At 71.2% G+C, this 19,857-nt stretch carries 17 protein-coding genes, 1 pseudogene and 1 riboswitch; of the genes and pseudogenes, 14 read left to right on the top strand and 4 right to left on the bottom strand.

All coding sequences use genetic code 11. The features are described from left to right. Nucleotides 1-186: 186 nt before the first annotated feature. The 10 genes from clsA to ABT160_RS43030 all read left to right on the top strand — a co-directional run bounded on the left by clsA (nt 187) and on the right by ABT160_RS43030 (nt 10,086). A complete protein-coding gene (gene clsA, locus ABT160_RS43075) occupies nt 187-795 on the top strand; it encodes a cardiolipin synthase ClsA (RefSeq protein WP_351654700.1) in 609 nt (202 codons plus the stop codon). 85 nt (nt 796-880) lie between these two features. Further along, nucleotides 881-3,379 carry a sugar phosphate nucleotidyltransferase gene (locus ABT160_RS43070; RefSeq protein ID WP_351654697.1) on the top strand — a complete coding sequence of 833 codons (2,499 nt, stop codon included), beginning with the start codon at nt 881-883 and terminating at the stop codon, nt 3,377-3,379. A 100-nt stretch (nt 3,380-3,479) separates the two neighbouring features. Further along, complete coding sequence (locus ABT160_RS43065; RefSeq protein ID WP_351654695.1) at nt 3,480-4,409, top strand: DUF881 domain-containing protein; 930 nt, start codon at nt 3,480-3,482, stop codon at nt 4,407-4,409. After that, nucleotides 4,406-4,738: a small basic family protein gene (locus ABT160_RS43060; protein WP_003970459.1), complete on the top strand. Its 333-nt coding sequence runs from the start codon at nt 4,406-4,408 to the stop codon at nt 4,736-4,738. Before ABT160_RS43065 ends, ABT160_RS43060 begins: the two co-directional genes overlap by 4 nt. A 5-nt stretch (nt 4,739-4,743) precedes the next feature. Further along, on the top strand, nt 4,744-5,529 hold the full coding sequence (locus tag ABT160_RS43055; RefSeq protein ID WP_351654692.1) for a DUF881 domain-containing protein: 786 nt from the start codon (nt 4,744-4,746) through the stop codon (nt 5,527-5,529). Nucleotides 5,530-5,611: 82 nt separating this feature from the next. Continuing rightward, on the top strand, nt 5,612-6,553 hold the full coding sequence (locus ABT160_RS43050; protein ID WP_351654706.1) for a double zinc ribbon and FHA domain-containing protein: 942 nt from the start codon (nt 5,612-5,614) through the stop codon (nt 6,551-6,553). Nucleotides 6,554-6,570: 17 nt separating this feature from the next. Beyond that, the gene (ftsR, locus tag ABT160_RS43045; protein WP_351654689.1) at nt 6,571-7,314 is read left to right on the top strand and encodes a transcriptional regulator FtsR; all 744 of its coding nucleotides are present in this window, start codon (nt 6,571-6,573) and stop codon (nt 7,312-7,314) included. A 53-nt stretch (nt 7,315-7,367) separates the two neighbouring features. Further along, a complete protein-coding gene (locus ABT160_RS43040) occupies nt 7,368-7,841 on the top strand; it encodes a bifunctional nuclease family protein (protein ID WP_351654686.1) in 474 nt (157 codons plus the stop codon). 198 nt (nt 7,842-8,039) lie between these two features. Then, the gene (locus ABT160_RS43035; RefSeq protein ID WP_502984406.1) at nt 8,040-8,606 is read left to right on the top strand and encodes a MerR family transcriptional regulator; all 567 of its coding nucleotides are present in this window, start codon (nt 8,040-8,042) and stop codon (nt 8,604-8,606) included. 91 nt (nt 8,607-8,697) lie between these two features. Then, on the top strand, nt 8,698-10,086 hold the full coding sequence (locus ABT160_RS43030) for a DNA polymerase IV (RefSeq protein WP_351654681.1): 1,389 nt from the start codon (nt 8,698-8,700) through the stop codon (nt 10,084-10,086). A gap of 74 nt (nt 10,087-10,160) precedes the next feature. Here ABT160_RS43030 and ABT160_RS43025 read toward each other — a convergent pair whose 3' ends face one another. Beyond that, the gene (locus ABT160_RS43025) at nt 10,161-10,565 is read right to left on the bottom strand and encodes a PRC-barrel domain-containing protein (protein WP_351654678.1); all 405 of its coding nucleotides are present in this window, start codon (nt 10,563-10,565) and stop codon (nt 10,161-10,163) included. Between the two features lie 74 nt (nt 10,566-10,639). Next, a riboswitch (glycine riboswitch) is annotated at nt 10,640-10,738 on the top strand. Nucleotides 10,739-10,919: 181 nt separating this feature from the next. Between ABT160_RS43025 and gcvP the strand changes: the two genes are divergently transcribed. Next, nucleotides 10,920-13,805 carry an aminomethyl-transferring glycine dehydrogenase gene (gene gcvP / locus ABT160_RS43020; protein WP_351654675.1) on the top strand — a complete coding sequence of 962 codons (2,886 nt, stop codon included), beginning with the start codon at nt 10,920-10,922 and terminating at the stop codon, nt 13,803-13,805. Between the two features lie 132 nt (nt 13,806-13,937). On the opposite strand, the gene ABT160_RS43015 is transcribed toward gcvP, so the two are convergent. Both ABT160_RS43015 and ABT160_RS43010 read right to left on the bottom strand, forming a co-directional pair. Then, a complete protein-coding gene (locus ABT160_RS43015; RefSeq protein WP_351654672.1) occupies nt 13,938-14,144 on the bottom strand; it encodes a DUF5999 family protein in 207 nt (68 codons plus the stop codon). A 313-nt stretch (nt 14,145-14,457) separates the two neighbouring features. Beyond that, entirely contained in the window at nt 14,458-15,045 is a 588-nt protein-coding gene (locus ABT160_RS43010) for a hypothetical protein (RefSeq protein ID WP_351654669.1), read from the bottom strand. A 492-nt stretch (nt 15,046-15,537) separates the two neighbouring features. On the opposite strand from ABT160_RS43010, the gene ABT160_RS43005 reads away from it, so the two are divergent. Next, nucleotides 15,538-17,052: a glutamate-cysteine ligase family protein gene (locus ABT160_RS43005; RefSeq protein WP_351654666.1), complete on the top strand. Its 1,515-nt coding sequence runs from the start codon at nt 15,538-15,540 to the stop codon at nt 17,050-17,052. Between the two features lie 102 nt (nt 17,053-17,154). Beyond that, nucleotides 17,155-18,006 (top strand): CPBP family intramembrane glutamic endopeptidase, encoded by an 852-nt coding sequence (locus ABT160_RS43000; RefSeq protein ID WP_502984405.1) that lies wholly within the window; start codon nt 17,155-17,157, stop codon nt 18,004-18,006. 135 nt (nt 18,007-18,141) lie between these two features. On the opposite strand, the gene ABT160_RS42995 is transcribed toward ABT160_RS43000, so the two are convergent. Beyond that, nucleotides 18,142-18,951 carry a PhzF family phenazine biosynthesis protein gene (locus ABT160_RS42995; protein ID WP_351654664.1) on the bottom strand — a complete coding sequence of 270 codons (810 nt, stop codon included), beginning with the start codon at nt 18,949-18,951 and terminating at the stop codon, nt 18,142-18,144. 198 nt (nt 18,952-19,149) lie between these two features. Between ABT160_RS42995 and ABT160_RS42990 the strand changes: the two are divergent. Continuing rightward, nucleotides 19,150-19,767, top strand: a pseudogene (locus ABT160_RS42990) (PadR family transcriptional regulator); the annotation flags it as partial. Nucleotides 19,768-19,857 lie beyond the last annotated feature (90 nt).

The raw sequence follows: 19,857 nt of genomic DNA, 5'->3' as shown, positions 1-19,857 counted from the left end.
GGGGACCCTGTGGGAGAGTAGGACGCCGCCGAACTTTTTTTAGCCTCAACCCCCACACCAGTAATGGTGTGGGGGTTGAGGCATTTTTGCGTTCAGGGCACGGGACCCCCTGTGTGCCCGTGGGGTGTCGCTGAGGGTAAGGTCATGGGGCACATCGTAGGTACGTTCCCCACAGGAGGCCCCCGGGTGGAGGTCCAGGAGACCCGAGTTCAGACGGACCGGGTCCTCACCATCCCCAACATCCTCAGCATGGCCCGCCTGGTCGGCGTGCCCCTCTTCCTGTGGCTGATTCTCCGCCCCGTGTTCGATGGGCCCAACAGCGATGGCTGGGCGTTGCTGGTGCTGATGCTGAGCGGCATCAGTGACTATCTCGACGGCAAGCTCGCCCGGCGCTGGAACCAGATCAGCAGCCTGGGCCGGCTCCTCGACCCCGCCGCCGACCGGCTGTACATCCTTTCCACCCTGGTCGGCCTCACCTGGCGCGAGATCCTGCCGCTCTGGCTCACCGCGGCGCTTTTGGCCCGTGAGCTGATGCTGCTGGTGATGGTGGGAATCCTCCGCCGGCACGGCTATCCGCCGCCGCAGGTGAACTTCCTCGGCAAGGCGGCCACCTTCAACCTGATGTACGCCTTCCCGCTCCTGCTACTCAGCGACGGGGACTCGTGGCTGGCGTCCCTGGCGCAAGTTTTCGGATGGGCGTTCGCAGGATGGGGTACAACTCTGTACTGGTGGGCAGGGATCCTCTACGTGGTCCAGGTCCGCCGATTGGTCAAGGCGGATACCGCGGCTGATTGAGCCCGTCGGCGAGCGTCGCGACGATGAGGGCCTGAGCGGGTGAAATCGGCCGGACCGTCGTCTCTTCGAGGAGGACGCTTCCGACATGAAGGCCGTCGTGATGGCCGGTGGCGAAGGAACCCGCCTTCGCCCCATGACCTCAAGCATGCCCAAACCGCTCCTGCCCGTGGCGAACCGCCCGATCATGGAGCATGTCCTGCGGCTGCTCAAGCGGCACGGGCTCAGCGAGACCGTCGTCACCGTGCAGTTCCTCGCCTCACTGGTGAAGAACTACTTCGGTGACGGCGAGGAGCTCGGCATGGAGCTCACGTACGCGAATGAGGAGAAGCCACTCGGTACGGCGGGGAGCGTCAAGAACGCCGAGGAGGCGTTGAAGGACGATGCGTTTCTCGTCATCTCCGGCGATGCCCTCACCGATTTCGACCTGACCGACCTCATTGCCTTTCACAAGGAAAAGGGCGCCCTTGTCACCGTATGTCTGACGAGGGTGCCGAATCCGCTGGAATTCGGCATCACCATCGTCGACGAGGACGGAAAGGTCGAGCGCTTCCTCGAGAAGCCCACCTGGGGCCAGGTCTTCTCCGACACCGTGAACACCGGCATCTACGTCATGGAGCCGGAGGTCTTCGACTACGTCGAGGCCGATGTGCCCGTCGACTGGTCAGGTGACGTCTTCCCGCAGCTCATGAAGGAGGGCAAGCCGATCTACGGCTATGTCGCCGAGGGCTACTGGGAGGACGTGGGCACCCACGAGAGCTATGTGAAGGCCCAGGCCGACGTCCTGGAGGGCAAGGTCGAGGTCGACATCGACGGCTTCGAGATCTCCCCAGGGGTGTGGGTGGCCGAGGGTGCCGACGTGCACCCGGACGCGGTGCTGCGCGGGCCGCTGTACATCGGGGACTACGCCAAGGTCGAGGCCGGTGTCGAGATCCGCGAGCACACCGTCGTCGGGTCCAACGTGGTGGTGAAGAGCGGCGCCTTCCTGCACAAGGCCGTTGTCCACGACAACGTGTACATCGGGCCTCACAGCAATCTGCGCGGCTGTGTGGTCGGCAAGAACACCGACATCATGCGTTCCGCCCGGATCGAGGACGGCGCGGTCATCGGCGACGAGTGCCTGGTCGGTGAGGAATCGATCATCCAGGGCAACGTACGGGTCTATCCCTTCAAGACCATCGAGGCCGGCGCCTTCGTCAACACCTCGGTCATCTGGGAGTCGCGCGGCCAGGCGCACCTGTTCGGGGCGCGCGGGGTGACCGGCATCCTGAACGTGGAGATCACGCCGGAGCTGGCGGTGCGGCTGGCGGGGGCGTACGCGACGACCCTGAAGAAGGGGTCGACCGTCACCACGGCGCGTGACCACTCCCGTGGTGCGCGGGCGCTGAAGCGGGCGGTGATCTCGGCGCTCCAGGCCAGCGCCATCGACGTGCGCGACCTGGAGAACGTGCCGCTGCCGGTGGCCCGGCAGCAGACGGCGCGCGGCAGCGCCGGCGGGATCATGATCAGGACCTCGCCGGGCGTGCCGGACTCGGTGGACATCATGTTCTTCGACGAGCGCGGCGCGGACCTGTCGCAGGGCGGGCAGCGCAAGCTCGACCGGGTGTACGCGCGCCAGGAGTACCGGCGGGCCTTCCCGGGCGAGATCGGCGACCTGCACTTCCCGGCGAGCGTCTTCGACTCGTACACCGGCTCGCTGCTGCGGAACGTGGACACCAGCGGGATCGCGGAGGCGGGCCTGAAGGTCGTCGTGGACGCGTCCAACGGCAGTGCGGGTCTGGTGCTGCCGAGCCTGCTGGGCCGGTTGCAGGTGGATGCGCTGACGATCAATCCGGGTCTGGACGAGGCGCGGCCCACGGAGTCGGCGGACACGCGACGGGCGGGGCTGGTGCGCCTGGGGGAGATCGTCGCGTCGGCGCGGGCGGCCTTCGGGGTGCGCTTCGACCCGGTGGGTGAGCGGCTGTCGCTGGTCGACGAGCGGGGCCGGATCATCGAGGACGACCGGGCGCTGCTGGTGCTGCTGGACCTGGTGGCGGCGGAGCGTCGCAGCGGGCGGGTGGCGCTGCCGGTGACGACGACGCGGATCGCCGAGCAGGTGGCGGCGTACCACGGGACGCAGGTGGACTGGACGACGACGTCGCCGGACGACCTGACGCGGGTGGGCCGACAGGACACGACGATCTTCGGCGGGGACGGCCGGGGCGGTTTCATCGTGCCGGAGTTCAGCAGCGTCTTCGACGGCGCGGCCGCCTTCGTGCGGCTGATCGGCCTGGTGGCGCGTACGCAGCTCACGCTGAGCCAGATCGACGCGCGGATCCCGCGGGCGCACGTGCTGAAGCGGGACCTGGCGACGCCCTGGGCGGTCAAGGGCCTGGTGATGCGGCGCGTGGTGGAGGCGGCCGGCGAGCGGTCGGTGGACACCACGGACGGCGTGCGGGTGGTCGAGGCGGACGGCCGGTGGGTGCTGGTGCTGCCGGACCCGGCCGAGGCGGTCACCCATCTGTGGGCCGAGGGGCCGGACGACGCGTCGGCCCAGGCCCTGCTGGACGAGTGGTCGGCGGTCGTGGACAGCGCAGGTCACCACTAGCGAGTGTCCGGCCGGGTGCCGGGAGGCGTTCTCGCGCGCCTTCCGGCACACCGGTGGGGCCATTCGGCGGTAGCCGTCCCGACGTGCGACGATGTGCGGCATGTCGCAGCAGCCCCCCGTTCGGAGCACCGGCTCCCCGCCCTCGCGTCCCGACGCGTCGATGTCGCTGCTGACGAACGTGATGGACCACGCGCTGGACGACGGCTACGCGGAGGCGTCGGCCCGCAGGGACGCGGAGGGCGGCAGGCTGCCGCGTACGCTCCGCGCCAAGCTGGGGCTCGCCGCCGGTCTGGTGCTCGCGGCCGCGGTCGTCACGGTCGGGGCGGCGCAGGCGCGGATAGCGGCACCGGTGCTGGCCAAGGAGCGCGAGGAGCTCATCAGCCGCATCGAGGCGGAGACCTCGGCCGCGGACAAGCTGGAGGGCGACGTCGAGCGGCTGCGCGGTGACGTGGGCGAGCGGCAGCGCAAGGCGCTGGAGAAGCACGGCGGCGACCAGGCGGAGCTGGTGGCGCTGCTCTCGGGTGCCACGGCGGTGTCCGGCCCGGGTGTGAAGCTGGTCGTGGACGACGCCAAGGACGCGGACTCCGGTGGCGGGGGGCCGCGCGAGAGCAGTGGTTTCTCGGACACCGGGCGGGTGCGCGACCGGGACATGCAGCGCGTGGTGAACGGGCTGTGGCAGTCGGGCGCGGAGGCGGTCTCGATCAACGGACAGCGGCTGACGGCCCTGTCGGCGATCCGGGCCGCGGGCGACGCCATACTGGTCGACAACAAGCCGCTGGTGCCGCCGTACACGGTCCTCGCGGTGGGTGACGGCAAGAAGTTGAGCACCACGTTCCAGGACAGTGCCGACGGGCAGTACCTGCACGCGCTGCAGGAGAACTTCGGGATCCGTACCAGCATCTCCGAGCAGGACGAGGTGCGGTTGCCGGCCGCGCCGAGCCTGATCGTACGTACAGCAGAGCCGAGGACCGCCGGCGCCGGGAAGGACGACGGGCGGGGTCCGGCAGACGAAGAGAAGGGCACATCTTGATCGCCGTACTGGGCCTCGTCGTGGGAGTCGTGGTCGGACTACTGGTCCGGCCGGAGGTTCCGGCGGTGGTCGAGCCCTATCTGCCGATCGCGGTCGTCGCCGCCCTCGACGCCGTGTTCGGCGGCCTGCGGGCCATGCTCGACGGGATCTTCGTCGACAAGGTCTTCGTGGTGTCGTTCCTGTCGAACGTGGTGGTGGCCGCACTGATCGTGTTCCTGGGCGACAAGCTGGGCGTGGGCGCGCAGCTGTCGACCGGTGTGGTGGTCGTGCTCGGCATCCGGATCTTCTCCAACGCCGCGGCGATCCGTCGCCACGTGTTCCGGGCGTGAGGCCGATGAGCGAGGAGAACCGGGCGGGCGAGCAGGGCCCGCGGCAGGAGTCGGGTCCGGGCGAGGAGCCGATGACGGGCCGGCAGCGGCTGGCGGCGGGCCTGTGGCCGCCGCGCATCACGCGCGCGCAGCTGATCGTGGCGCTGCTGCTGTTCGGCCTCGGCCTGGGGCTGGCCATCCAGGTGCGCTCGACGAGTGACAGCGGTGCGCTGCGCGGTGCGCGTCAGGAAGATCTCGTGCGCATCCTCGATGAACTCGATGACCGTACGAAACGTCTTGAAGACGAGAAGGCGCGTCTGGAGGACCAGCGGACCGAGCTGGAGACCAGCTCGGACCAGGCCGAGGAGGCGCGCAAGCAGACGCTGGAGAAGGAGCGCCAGCTCGGGATCCTGGCGGGCACGGTGGCCGCCCAGGGGCCGGGGATCACGCTCACGATCAACGACGGGACCAATTCCGTGGAGTCCGACATGCTGCTGGACGCGATCCAGGAGCTGCGCGCGGCCGGTGCGGAGGCGATCCAGGTCAATGACGTGCGGGTGGCGGCGAACTCGTACTTCTCCGGCAGTGGAGGCGACATCGAGGTGGACGGGCGGAAGGTGTCGGCGCCGTACCGCTTCAAGGTCATCGGCAAGCCGCAGGATCTGGAGCCTGCGCTCAACATCCCCGGGGGTGTGGTGCAGACGCTGGAGAAGGAGCAGGCCACGGTGGACGTGGCCCGGTCCGCGAAGATCGTCGTGGATGCCTTGCGACCTGCGCAGCGGCCTGACTACGCTCGGTCGTCATCCCAGTGAGCGCGGTGCGCATGCGCGTGTCGGGACACGGGCATGAGGTTGCGGGGGGTCGGCGCATCACAACGGTGTCGCGTGGTGGAAACTGTCCGGAGGATACGGACGTTGTGAAGATGTCCGGGTCGGCAGGTGTGTTCATTCAGGGTTCGTCCTGCCCCACGGGCGGGTCTGTTTCGGTCAAGGGGAATCGCCCGTGAAGTTGTTTCAGAAGTTGTTCGGCAAGAGCGCTCGTGAGGACGGCGGCAACAACCGTCATCGCGCACCGCGCCACGGCCAGAGCGAGGAGGCGGGCGGCGAGCGTCCGCTCTTCCGCGACGAGCTCGGCGGACAGGGTTCCGACATTTCCGGCGCACAGGGCGCGTCGTCTGTTGACCCTGCCGGTGCAGGCCGCATAGGTTTCGGGGAACCATCAACCTCAAGTACGGGTGGAGGGTTTGTCCCCGACCCGTACGCGACCCAGGTCAACGCAGGGCAGCCGCGGCAGGAGGGTGCGTCCATGCCGGTTTGTAGCAGGTGCGGGCACCGGAACGCCGAGGACAGCCGGTTCTGCTCCAACTGTGGTGCGCCGCTGCGCGGGGGCGTCCCCGCGGAGCGCGCGTCGGAGACGACGTCGACGATCTCGATCTCGGGCCTCGAGGCGTACGACTCCGAGGTGACGGGCCAGACGGCGCTGCCGTCCCTGTCGCCGGAGGCCCAGGCCGCCGTGGAGGCGCTTCCGCTGGGCTCGGCCCTGCTGGTGGTGCGCCGCGGTCCGAACTCGGGCAGCCGCTTCCTCCTGGACGGCGAGCTGACCACGGCCGGGCGCCACCCGCAGAGCGACATCTTCCTGGACGACGTGACGGTGTCGCGTCGGCACGTGGAGTTCCGCCGCCAGCCCGACGGCTCGTTCGCCGTCGCGGACGTCGGCAGCCTCAACGGCACGTACGTCAACCGTGAGCGGATCGACTCGGTCGCGCTGCACAACGGCGACGAGGTGCAGATCGGGAAGTACCGGCTGGTGTTCTACGCGAGCCAGCGGGGCGTCTGACCGGCCAGGGAAGGTCCATGCTGCGAACGCCGTCGGGCGGTGCCGGAACCGGCACCGCCACCGGGAGCGATCGGCTGGTGAGCATCGGCACGGTGCTCAACCAGCTGCGCGACGAGTTTCCCGAGGTCACCATCTCCAAGATCCGCTTCCTGGAGGCGGAGGGACTCGTGGAGCCGCGGCGCACGCCGTCGGGATACCGCAAGTTCAGTGGCGGTGACATAGAGCGGCTGGCGCAGATCCTGCGCCTGCAGCGGGACCACTACCTGCCGCTGCGGGTGATCCGTGAGTACCTGGACGCACAGGCCCGGGGCGAGCAGGTGCAGCTGCCGGCACCGAGCGGGCCGCGCGATCTGCCGGCCGCCAGGTGGGAAGCCGTACCCGAACGGCCGACGGCCGCACGGGTCGGCAAGTCCGAGCTGCTCGCCGCCGCCGAGGTGAGCGAGGAGGAGCTCGCCGAGTGGGAGTCGTACGGCCTGATCGCGCCGGATCCCGAGGGCGGTTACGACGCGGAGGCGGTCACCGTCGCGAAACTTGTCGCGGATCTGGGGAGATTCGGTCTGGAACCGCGCCATCTGCGGGCGGTGAAGGCGGCCGCCGAGCGCGAGGCCTCGCTGATCGAACAGGTGGTCGCGCCGCTGCGCAGGCACCGCAATCCGCAGACCAGGACCCATGCGGAGGCCACCGCGCGGGAGCTGGCGTCGCTGTCGGTGCGGCTGCATTCGGCCCTGGTGCAGACGTCGCTGGGTGTCCGGTTGCACTGATCTTGGGGGAGCCCGACTACCCAAACCGGTCGGGCAGGTCCTAGGGTTGCTGTGTGAACGAGCTCGACGTCGTGGGTGTCCGGGTGGAAATGCCCTCCAACCAGCCGATCGTTCTCCTGCGTGAAGTGGGAGGCGACCGGTACCTCCCCATCTGGATCGGCCCCGGGGAGGCCACCTCCATCGCCTTCGCCCAGCAGGGCATGGCACCGGCCAGGCCGCTGACGCACGACCTGTTCAAGGACGTGCTGGAGGCGCTGGGCCAGGAGCTGACCGAGGTCCGCATCACCGACCTGCGGGAGGGCGTGTTCTACGCGGAGCTGGTCTTCGCCAGTGGGGTCGAGGTGAGCGCGCGTCCCTCGGACGCCATAGCGCTGGCACTGCGCACGGGGACGCCGATCTACGGAAGTGACGGCGTCCTCGACGACGCGGGGATCGCGATCCCCGACGAGCAGGAGGACGAGGTGGAGAAGTTCCGCGAGTTCCTCGACCAGATCTCGCCCGAGGACTTCGGCACCAACAGCCAGTGACCGTCCCGGGCCCCCGGGCCCGGGGGCCCGTACGACGGGGTGTCGTCAGCGCATTCGACTAGCCTTTCCCCGAGTGGGGATACGCGAAACCACTCTCAAGGTGATTATCACTCGGCGTGCCGAGTGTGGCGATCGTTGACGCACCCCGAGTGACTGCCTACCGTCGAGTGGGCAGGTCAAGGACGGAGGGTCGGCGTGATGAGCAGCGGCGACGGTACGGCGGCGAGCGGGCCGTACCCGCTTCACGGCAGTGCGGCCGAACCCACTTCCGACACCGTGGGCTACCGGGGACCCACCGCCTGCGCGGCGGCCGGGATCACCTACCGGCAGCTCGACTACTGGGCGCGCACGGGGCTCGTGGAGCCCAGTGTCCGGCCCGCGTACGGGTCGGGGACGCAGCGCCTCTACAGCTTCCGGGACGTCGTCGTCCTGAAGATCGTCAAGCGGTTCCTCGACACCGGGGTGGCGCTGCAGAACATCCGGGCGGCCGTCCAGCACCTGCGTGAGCGGGGCTTCCGGGACCTGGAGCGCATGACGCTGATGAGCGACGGCGCGACCGTGTACGAGTGCTCCTCGCCCGACGAGGTCGTGGACCTGCTCCAGGGCGGCCAGGGCATCTTCGGGATCGCCGTGGGCGTGGTCTGGCGCGATGTCGAGGCGGCGCTGTCGCAGCTGCACGGCGAGCGGGTGGACACCGGGGAGACCCTGGTCGGCCACAACCCCTCCGACGAACTGGCGCGGCGCCGGCGAGACCGGGCCGGCTGATCCCTCCTCCGCGCGGGCCCCGGGCGTGAAGAGCCGGGGTCCGTACGCGCGTCCGGGCCGATTGTCAGTGGCGTAGGGCAGCATCGGACGCGTGAGAGCCGCGCCGACCATCCTGCACCTGGACATGGACGCCTTCTTCGCCGCCGCGGAGCAGGCGTCGAAGCCCAGCCTGCGCGGGAAACCCGTCGTCGTCGGCGGCCTGGGCCCGCGCGGCGTCGTCTCCACCGCCTCCTACGAGGCCCGGCGCTTCGGGGTGCACTCGGCCATGCCGATGGCCCAGGCGCGCCGCCTGGCGCCCAACGCGGCCTACCTGGTGCCCCGCTTCCAGCTCTACCGGGCGGTCAGCGAGCAGGTCATGGAGCTGCTCGGGCGGCTGTCCCCGCTGGTGGAGCCGCTGAGCCTGGACGAGGCGTTCGTGGACCTGGAGGCCGGGGGCGCCGCCGACAGCAGCGCCTCGGCGCAGGTGGCCGGTGAGCGGCTGCGCGCGGACATCCTGGCGGTCACGGGCCTGAGCGGCTCCGTGGGGCTGGCCGGGTCCAAGATGCTGGCCAAGATCGCTTCCGAGGAGGCCAAGCCGGACGGGCTGGTGGTGATCGAGCCCGGCACCGAGCGGGAGCTGCTCGGCCCCAAGAACGTAAGGATCCTGCCCGGCGTCGGGCCCGCCACCGGGGAGCACCTGCGCCGGGCCGGGATGACGACGGTCGCCGACCTCGCGGAGGCGGGCGAGGACGAGCTCGTACGGCTGCTCGGCAAGGCGCACGGGGGCTCGCTGTACCGGATGGCCCTGGGGCACGACGAGCGGCCCGTGGTGGCCGAGCGGGACGCCAAGTCGGTGTCGGTCGAGGACACCTTCGACGTGGACCTGCACGACCGGGTGCGGGTGCGGCTGGAGGTGGAGCGGCTGGCCGACCGGTGCGTGGGGCGGCTGCGGGCGGCCGGGCGCTCGGGGCGGACCGTGGTGCTGAAGGTGCGCCGGTACGACTTCTCCACGCTCACCCGGTCCGAGACGCTCCGGGGGCCCACGGACGACCCCGCGGTGGTGCGGGAGGCGGCGGCGCGGCTGCTGGAGGCGGTGGACACCACGGGCGGGGTGCGGCTGCTCGGGGTGGGGGTGAGCGGGCTGGCCGACTTCACGCAGGAGGACCTGTTCGCGCAGGCAGCGGTGGGGGGTGCGGCGGAGGCGGGACCGGTGGAGGAGGCCCCTGTGGAGGTGGTGGCCGCTGCTCCGGCGGCCGGGGGCGAGGCGGTGCCCGAGGAGGGGGCGGCGCGGCGGTGGCTGGCCGGGCACGACGTGCGGCACGCGGAGTACGGGGCCGGGTGGGTGCAGGGGAGCGGGCTCGGGCGGGTGACCGTGCGCTTCGAGGTGCCGGGGGACCGGGTGCCGGGGAGGGTGCGGACGTTCGCCGTGGACGATCCGTCGCTGGAGGCGGGGGAGGCGTTGCCGTTGGTGGAGGGGGGTGTCTCTGGGGGCGGGGGTTGAATGAGGCGGCGGCCCTGGGGTGCGGGCCTTGGGGCCCTTGGTGCCGGGTGGTGGTCGGGCCCACAACGCAGGGGTCACGCCTGCTTGCCGAAGGGGGGTGGGTCTTCGTGGGGGGTGGGGAGGTCGAGGCCGTAGTGGCGGTAGAGCTGGAGCTCCTGTTCCGGGGAGAGATGGCGGCCCACCCCGAAGTCCGGGGCGTCCTTGATCAGGGAGCGGTCGTACGGGACCTGGAGCGTCTCGTCGACGAGCTCGCTCGGCTCCAGCGGGACGAAGGCGTCCCGGCTGAACAGACCCGTGCGCACGGCCGCCCACTCCGGGATGCCGGTGGCGTCGTCGAGGTACACCTCGTCCACGGTCCCGATCTTGGTGCCGTTGCGGTCGAACGCCTTGCGGCCGATCAGGCTGCGCGGATCGATGTCGGTCTGCACGGTCCCTCCAACTGGTCGCAACTGATCTGCAATCCCTACGAAAGTGCACATCGGGGACCACGGCCACTTGAGAGACGCGCGAGGTATCGGCCGAGTACCTCGCTGGTAGGCTGGCGAGTGGCCGCTGACCCCGCGCGGGAGAGCCCTCCGGAGAGACTTCCGGGGGCGCCGAAGGAGCAAATCCTCCCCGGAATCTCTCAGGCACCCGGTACCGCGTGGACGAGGTCACTCTGGAAAGCAGGGCGGGCGCCGACGGCCTCCGCCCTCACCGACGGTGAAAGCCGGGACGTCAGTGAGCGGGCGTGCCGGTGAAGCTCTCAGGTTGAGATGACAGAGGGGGAGGCCGTCCGGGTACCCGCGCCGTGGTGCCCCTCGCAGGTCGTGACGACCAGGAGGCCTCCGTACATGACCGCCAACCGTATTCCGCTCTCCGAGCTCGAGCAGGGGATCCCCTTCGAGCAGCGGCACATCGGCCCCGACTCCGAGGCCCGTGCGAAGATGCTCGCCCAGGTCGGCTACGGCTCGCTGGACGAGCTCACCGACGCCGCGGTGCCGGACGTGATCAAGAGTGCCGGGGCGCTGGGCCTGCCCGCCGCGCGCACCGAGGCCGAGGTGCTGGCCGAGCTGCGCTCCCTGGCCGACCGCAACAAGGTCCTCGGGTCCATGATCGGCCTGGGCTACTACGGCACGTTCACGCCTCCGGTGATCCTGCGCAACGTGATGGAGAACCCGGCCTGGTACACCGCGTACACGCCCTACCAGCCGGAGATCTCCCAGGGCCGTCTGGAGGCCCTGCTGAACTTCCAGACCGTCGTCGCCGACCTGACCGGGCTGCCCACCTCCGGCGCCTCGCTGCTCGACGAGAGCACCGCCGCGGCCGAGGCCATGTCGCTGGCGCGCCGGGTCGGCAAGGTCAAGAACGGCGTCTTCCTGGTCGACGCCGACACGCTGCCGCAGACCGTCGCCGTGATCCGGACCCGGGCCGAGCCCACCGGGGTCGAGGTCGTCGTCGCCGACCTGAGCGGGGGCATCCCGGCCGAGGTCGCCGAGCGCGGCGTGTTCGGCGTGCTGGTGCAGTACCCCGGTGCCTCCGGCGCGGTGCGCGACATCAAGCCGCTGATCGACGCGGCCCACGAGCTCGGCGCGGTCGTCACCGTCGCCGCCGACCTGCTGGCCCTGACGCTGCTGGTCCCGCCGGGTGAGCTCGGCGCGGACATCGCGGTCGGCACCACCCAGCGCTTCGGCGTCCCGATGGGCTTCGGCGGCCCGCACGCCGGCTACATGGCGGTGCGCGACACGTTCGCCCGCAGCCTGCCCGGCCGCCTGGTCGGCGTCTCGGTGGACGCGGACGGCAACAAGGCGTACCGGCTGGCCCTGCAGACGCGCGAGCAGCACATCCGCCGCGAGAAGGCCACCAGCAACATCTGCACCGCCCAGGTGCTGCTCGCCGTGATGGCCGGGATGTACGCCGTCTACCACGGCCCCGAGGGCCTGAAGGCGATCGCGCGCCGCACCCACCGCTACGCCTCGCTGCTGGCCGCCGGGCTGACCGCGGGCGGCGTGGAGCTCGTGCACGGCGCGTACTTCGACACGCTGACCGCGCGGGTGCCCGGCCGGGCCGCCGCGGTCGTGGCCGCGGCCCGCGAGGGCGGGGTCAACCTGCACCTGGCCGACGCCGACCACGTCTCGATCGCCTGCGACGAGACCACCACGCGCGCGCAGCTGGCCGCCGTCTGGGCCGCCTTCGGCGTGGGCGGGGACGTGGAGGCGCTGGACGCCACCACCGCCGACGCGCTGCCCGATGACCTGCTGCGCACCGACGCGTACCTGACCCACCCGGTCTTCCACGCGCACCGCTCCGAGACCGCGATGCTGCGCTACCTGCGCCGTCTGGCGGACCGGGACTACGCGCTGGACCGCGGCATGATCCCGCTCGGCTCCTGCACCATGAAGCTGAACGCGACCACCGAGATGGAGCCGGTGACCTGGCCCGAGTTCGGCCAGATCCACCCCTTCGCCCCGGTGGAGCAGGCGCAGGGCTACCTGACGCTCATCCGCGAGCTGGAGGAACGTCTCTCCGAGGTCACCGGCTACGACAAGGTGTCCATCCAGCCCAACGCCGGTTCCCAGGGCGAGCTGGCGGGCCTGCTCGCCGTGCGCGCCTACCACCGGGCCAACGGCGACGCGCAGCGCACCATCTGCCTGATCCCGTCCTCCGCGCACGGCACCAACGCCGCCAGCGCGGTGATGGCCGGGATGAAGGTCGTGGTCGTGAAGACCGCCGACGACGGCGAGGTCGACGTCGAGGACCTGCGGGCCAAGATCGAGCAGTACCGCGACGAGCTGGCCGTGCTGATGATCACGTACCCCTCCACGCACGGCGTGTTCGAGGAGCACGTGGCGGACATCTGCGGGCAGGTGCACGAGGCGGGCGGCCAGGTCTACGTGGACGGCGCGAACCTGAACGCGCTGGTCGGGCTGGCCAAGCCGGGCAAGTTCGGCGGCGACGTCTCGCACCTGAACCTGCACAAGACCTTCTGCATCCCGCACGGCGGCGGCGGCCCGGGCGTCGGCCCGGTCGGGGTGCGCGAGCACCTGGCGCCGTACCTGCCCAACCACCCGCTGCAGCCCACCGCGGGCCCGGAGACGGGCGTCGGACCGATCTCGGCCGCCCCGTGGGGCTCGGCCGGCATCCTGCCGATCTCGTGGGCGTACGTGCGCCTGATGGGCGGCGAGGGCCTGAAGCGGGCGACGCAGGTGGCGGTGCTCGCGGCCAACTACATCGCCAAGCGCCTGGAGCCGCACTACCCGGTGCTCTACACCGGGCCGGCCGGGCTGGTCGCCCACGAGTGCATCGTGGACCTGCGCCCGCTGGCGAAGGCGACCGGCGTCAGTGTCGACGACATCGCCAAGCGCCTGATCGACTACGGATTCCACGCGCCGACGATGTCGTTCCCGGTGGCCGGCACGCTGATGATCGAGCCGACCGAGTCCGAGGACCTGCACGAGATCGACCGGTTCTGCGACGCGATGATCGCGATCCGCGGCGAGATCGAGAAGGTCGGCTCCGGCGCCTGGCCGGCCGACGACAACCCGCTGGCGAACGCCCCGCACACGGCGGCGGCGCTGGGCGGTGACTGGGACCACGCGTACACCCGCGAGGAGGCCGTCTTCCCGGCCGGGGTGTCGGCGGCGGACAAGTACTGGCCGCCGGTGCGGCGCATCGACGGCGCCTTCGGCGACCGCAACCTGGTGTGCTCGTGCCCGCCCCTGGACGAGTACGACAACTGAGTACGCCGGTTGCCGTACGCCGATGGGCGTAGGGCATCTACGGCGGGTGGTCATCAGTGAGGGCCGGTACGGAGTTGACTCCGGCCGGCCCTCGGTCTTTCGGTGCCGCGGCGCGGGCCGCGGCGGGCGCCCTCAGGCCGCCGTGACGATCTGACCGGTCGTCAGCGGCCGGTGCGGGGCGATGATCTGCCCGTCGGGCAGCAGCTCCCCGGTGTCCTCGAAGAGGAGGACCCCGTTGCACAGCAGGCTCCAGCCCTGCTCAGGGTGGTGCGCCACGAGTCGGGCGGCCTCCCGGTCGGCGGAGTGGGCAGTCGGACAGGCTGGCTGGTGCTGGCACATGGATGGGTTCTTTCGCTGCGTGGAAGTGAGTGTCCTGCGGCTCGATGCGGTGTTCATGCCGCCCCCCGTTGATTGTGGTCCGTCCCAGTGTTGCCCCACGGGCGTCAATCCGCAGGGATTTCACGGCAGCTCTTCCTACAGCCTAAGGACGTATCACCCGCGCGGACGGTTCAGCTCAACTGCACTGTCCCTTCGGGTGGTTCGGGGTGGCCCTAGTGGGCTAGTCCGGATGGGGCAACCGGCTCCCGGGCAGCCGTGTGCCCCGCGTCCGGCGGGGACGCGGGGCACGGCCGTACGGAAAGGGGCGCGCTGCTCAGGCGGGGGAACCGAGCAGGGGCGCGGGCGCCAGCCGCAGGGTGAGCAGCGGCAGCAGGTCGGCGACCGGGTGCGGGTGGTGCGCGGCGATCCCGGGCGGCGCGGGGGCCAGCGGGATCAGCAGGTCGTCGGGGGCCGGGGTGCCGGTGGCGGGGTCGGCGTCGGTGTCGCCGTGCAGCCACAGCGTCAGCATGTACAGCTCGGGCACGGAGAGCAGGCGCGGCTGCCAGTGGCCCTTGACGGCCTCGGCCTGGCGCAGGGCGCGCTCGGTGGACGGGACGTAGGGGCCCTCGAAGAAGCGGGAGAACGACCAGCCGTCGGGGGTGAGCATGGTGTCGGCCGCCGCCACGGCCCGGTCGCCCGCGGCCACCAGGAAGCGCCAGCCGGTCAGCCGGGTCAGCGGTGCCGTGCCGCCGGGGGCCACCTGGTCCAGGACGTGTACGGGCAGCGGGTGTTCGGGGCTCAGGGGGCCGGGGGCGGTGCGCAGGGCGGGGGTGCGGGCGTCGCGGACCGCCGTGGGGGACCCGAGGGCCACGTTCAGGCTGCGGAGGGCGGGCAGGGGGGCCGGGGGCACGTGCAGCGGCATGATGGGTCGCCTCTCACTCAGGAGACACGGTGATGCGGGGGGCGTACGGGGGAGTGCGGACGGCGCTGTCAGCTACGGGCCAGAGGGGGGTCGGGGAGCCGGTGCCGGACGCCAAGTCTCTGCCTCGTTCGCGGAGTTTATACGACGTGTGTTCACACAGTGTTTCTGCTAGCTGTCGCCGGTATTGCGGGCAAGGCGAAATTCAGCCGCGCTTATGCGGAGTTCCTGTAGTTCATTCGTGAACGGCCCGTCCTGGCCAGCGGATTCACCGTGCAACCGGACGGCCGGATCTCGTCGGCGTTTTTGACCACGCCTCGGGCGGGAGTAACCGCACACCGCCCATGCCATCGGAATGTGCCGGGTGCCCGCCGTGTCCAGACTACCCGGCGCGCACTCGGCGCACGGGCGTTACGGATCAGTCCGGCTGGGCATTATCGTCCGTGACGCGAGCGGCCGAAGCCGCGCACCGCCCGTTCGAGGAGGGACGCTCCGATGGGGGAGAAGGTCGTGGCAGGCGGGTTCGACCTGTCCGATCGCCAGCGCTACCGCAGGAAGCTCCAGCAGTGCCTGGCCGGGCTGGGGCGCCTCCTGGCGCAGAAGTCGTTCGACCGGCCCAGGAATCTCCTGGGGCTGGAGATCGAGTTGAATCTGGCGGGCTCCGACGGGCTGCCCCGCATGATGAATGCGGAGGTGCTGGAGCGAATAGCGAGCAAGGATTTCCAGACCGAGCTCGGGATGTTCAACATCGAGGTGAACATCGCTCCACACCGGCTGGAGCGACGCGTATTCGACCAGCTCGCGGAGGAACTGCGCACCGGTCTGGGATATGCCCACCGCAAATCCGCGGAGCTGGACGCCGGGATCGTCATGATCGGAATTCTGCCGACCCTCCAGCAGCGCGACCTGGTCTCCGGCAACCTCTCCGACGTCGACCGCTACGCGCTGCTCAACGACCAGATCGTGGCCGCCCGGGGCGAGGACTTCGTCCTCGACATCGACGGCGTCGAGCGGCTGACCTGCACCTCCTCCTCGATCGTGCCGGAGGCGGCCTGCACCTCCGTACAACTGCACCTCCAGGTCACCCCCGGCCGCTTCAGCGACGTGTGGAACGCCGCGCAGGCCGTGGCCGCCGTGCAGATCGCCGTCGGCGCCAACGCGCCCTTCCTCTTCGGCCGCGAGCTGTGGCGCGAGTCCCGCCCGCCGCTGTTCCAGCAGGCCACCGACACCCGGCCGCCCGAACTGCAGGCGCAGGGGGTGCGCCCGCGGACCTGGTTCGGCGAGCGCTGGGTGGACTCCGCGTACGAGCTCTTCGAGGAGAACCTGCGCTACTTCCCGGCGCTGCTGCCGCTGTGCGACGAGGAGGACCCGCTGCGGGTGCTCGACGACGGCGAGGTCCCGCAGCTGAAGGAACTCGTCCTGCACAACGGCACGGTCTACCGCTGGAACCGCCCGGTGTACGGGGTCGTGGACGGCGTCCCGCACCTCAGGGTGGAGAACCGGGTGCTGCCCGCCGGACCCACCGTCGCCGACGTCGTCGCCAACGCCGCCTTCTACTACGGACTGGTGCGGGCCCTGGCCGACGAGCCGCGGCCGGTGTGGAAGCGGCTGCCCTTCGAGGTCGCCGCCGACAACTTCGACACGGCCTGCCGGCACGGCATCGACGCCGAACTGCGCTGGCCGCGCCCGGGACGCACCGGCGGCATCACCAAGGTGCCCGCGGTGAAGCTCGTACGCGACGAACTGCTGCCGCTCGCCGCGGCCGGGCTCGACGCGTGGAACATCGAGCCCGCCGACCGCGACCTCTACCTCGGGATCATCGAGGAGCGCTGCCGGCGCCGGGTCAACGGGGCGTCCTGGCAGGTGGAGACCTACCACCGGGCCGTGGAGGCGGGTCTGGAGCGGGAGGCCGCGCTGGCCGCGATGACCCGGCGCTACAGCGAGCTGATGCACCGGGGCGAGCCCGTGCACACCTGGCCGGTGGGGTTCCCGCCGCCCGAGCGCGCGTAGGGCGTTTCGGCGGGGCCTGCCGTCGTCCCCGGCGTGATCGTCGGGCAAGCTGGGACCTCCCACTTCGCGGCCGAAGTGGCGACGGCCGAGTTGGAGGCAGGCGTGCGCGACGACGTGGAGCCGGTCGGGGTGGTGCCCGCAGCGGGCACCCCGGCCGGGGCGGGACCGGACCGCAGGACCCTGGGCACCGAAACCCTGCTGGTCCTGGCCCTGTCGCTGGGCGCGAGCGGTGTGTCGTCGCTGATCAGCTTCATCGGATCGCTCACCCGTCCCGGCGGGCTCAAGGACCAGGCCGCCAACCTCAACAGCTCCTACGCCCCGGGACGGCCCTGGCTCGACCTGGCCTGGCAGCTCTTCGGCATCGCCACCGCGCTGGTCCCGGTACTGCTCGTCGCGCACTTCCTGCTGCGCGAGCGCGCGGGGCTGCGTGCGACGGAGGGCCCGGGGAAGCCCGCGGGCCTGCGCACGCTGGGCTTCGACCGCACCCGGCCCTGGCCCGACCTGGGCAGGGGCGCCCTGGTGGCCGCCGGGATCGGCAGCGCCGGGCTCGCCTTCTACCTGGTGGCGCGGGCCGGTGGCTTCAACCTCACCGTGGTGCCGGAGTCGCTGCCCGAGGTGTGGTGGAAGTACCCCGTGCTCGTGCTGTCGGCGCTCCAGAACTCCGTCCTGGAGGAGGTCATCGTCGTCGGCTACCTGCTGCGCAGGCTCGGGCAGCTGGGGTGGAGCCCGGTGGCGGCGCTGGTGGCGAGCGCGGTGCTGCGCGGTTCGTACCACCTCTACCAGGGCATCGGCGGGTTCATCGGCAACATGGTGATGGGCGTCGTCTTCGTGCTGCTCTACCGCAGGTGGGGGCGGGTGGGGCCGCTGGTCGTCGCGCACACCCTGCTCGACGTCGGCGCGTTCGTCGGGTACGCGCTGCTCGCGGGGAAGGTGGGCTGGCTGCCCACCCTGTAGGACGGGTGGGGCCGTTGTGGGGTGGGGCCACATGTGGTCCCACCCCAGAGGAGGGGACGTGCGGGTGTGCCGCGCGTCCCCTCCCGTGCTTTCCGTGTGCTCCGGGTGTCTCGCGCACTCCGCGTACCCCGTGGCTCAGGCCCGCAGCTCGCCCTCGATGACCGTCACCGCGTGCCCGGTCAGCAGCGTGCGCTCGCCGTGCAGCGAGGTGCGCACCAGGCCCGTGCGCGCGCCGCCCTGCAAGCCCGTCAGCTCCGTACGGCCCAGGCGGGCCGACCAGAACGGGGCGAGGGCGGTGTGCGCGCTGCCGGTGACCGGGTCCTCGTCGATGCCGACGGCCGGGAAGAAGCCGCGCGAGACGAAGTCGTAGCCGCGGGCCGGGTCCTCGGCCGCCGCGGTGACGATGGTGCCCCGCTCCGCCAGGCCGGCCAGGGCCGCCAGGTCGGGGGCGATGCCGCGAACGGTCGCCTCGTCGGCCACCTCCACGACCAGGTCGCCGATGTGGGCGGCGGTGTCGTGCACCGAGAGCACGGGCGCGCCGAGTGCCTCCGCGAGTCCGTCCGGCGCCTTGACCGGGGTGAGGGCGGACGTGGGGAAGTCCAGGGTGACGGTGCCGTCCTCGTGGGCGGTGGCGCCGAGCAGTCCGCAGCGGGCGGCGAAGCGCACGGGGCCGGTGGCGCGGCCGGTCTCGCGCAGCACGTGGGCGGTGGCGAGCGTGGCGTGGCCGCACATGTCGACCTCGGTCGCCGGGGTGAACCAGCGCAGCGCCCAGTCCGCCTCGCCGCCCTCGGGGAGGGGGTGGGCGAAGGCGGTCTCGGAGAGGTTGACCTCGCGGGCGACGTTCCGCAGCCAGGTGTCGTCCGGGAAGGCGTCCAGGAGGACGACCCCGGCGGGGTTGCCCGAGAAGGGCCGGTCGGTGAAGGCGTCGACGATTCGTATCCGCATGCCTCGACCGTACGAGGGCCGCTCGGGGGCGGGCCAAGGCCAATCGCGGAGAACTGGACTCCTTTCGGGTGTGATGCGTCGTGTGCGGCTCTTTTCGGGGCGCCCGGGTGGCACGGTCTGGAGGGAGTGTTGTCAAACGAAGTATTCCGATATATCGTTGAGGCATCGCGACAGATCAACGATGGAAGGAGCGTAGCGATGCGTTCACACGGAGACGGATACGAGCAGTTCAGCGGCCCCGAGGGCCGCGGTCACGGTGGTCACTTCGGGCCCGGACATCGGGGTCGGGGCGACTTCGAAGGGCGGCGTGCCGCCTTCGGGCCCTTCGGTCCCGGTTTCGGCCCGGGCGGCGGGTTCGGTGGAGGGCCGTTCGGCGGCCGTGGTGGCCGCGGAGGCGGCCCCGGCCGGGGGAGGGCGCGGCGCGGTGACGTGCGCGCCTCGATCCTGGCGCTGCTGAAGGACCGCCCGATGCACGGGTACGAGATGATCCAGGAGATCGGCGAGCGCAGCGGCGGGGCGTGGAAGCCCAGCCCGGGCTCGGTCTACCCCACCCTCCAGCTGCTGGAGGACGAGGGCCTGATCTCCAGCGAGAGCGAGGGCGGCAAGAAGCTGTTCACGCTCACGGACGCCGGCCGCACCGAGGCCGAGTCGGGGCCGGAGGCCCCGTGGGAGGCCGCCGGGCGCGGCGTCGACTGGGAGGCCGTGAACGAGATCCGGCAGGCCGGGTTCGGCCTGATGGAGGCGTTCGGCCAGGTCTGGAAGACCGGCACTCCCGAGCAGCGGGAGAAGGCCGTGGCCGTCATCAACGAGGCCCGTGCAGCACCTCCTCGCCGCCCCGGGTGTCCAGCGTCGCCACCTCCTCCAGGGAGGCCAGCGACACCTTGTCCGCCGACGGGTAGCCGAACC

This window comes from Streptomyces sp. NPDC001941, assembly GCF_040296945.1.
In the GTDB taxonomy this organism is placed as follows: Bacteria; Actinomycetota; Actinomycetes; order Streptomycetales; family Streptomycetaceae; genus Streptomyces.
The sequence above is the reverse complement of the archived record's forward strand: the minus strand, read 5'-3'. Positions and strand labels throughout refer to the sequence as shown.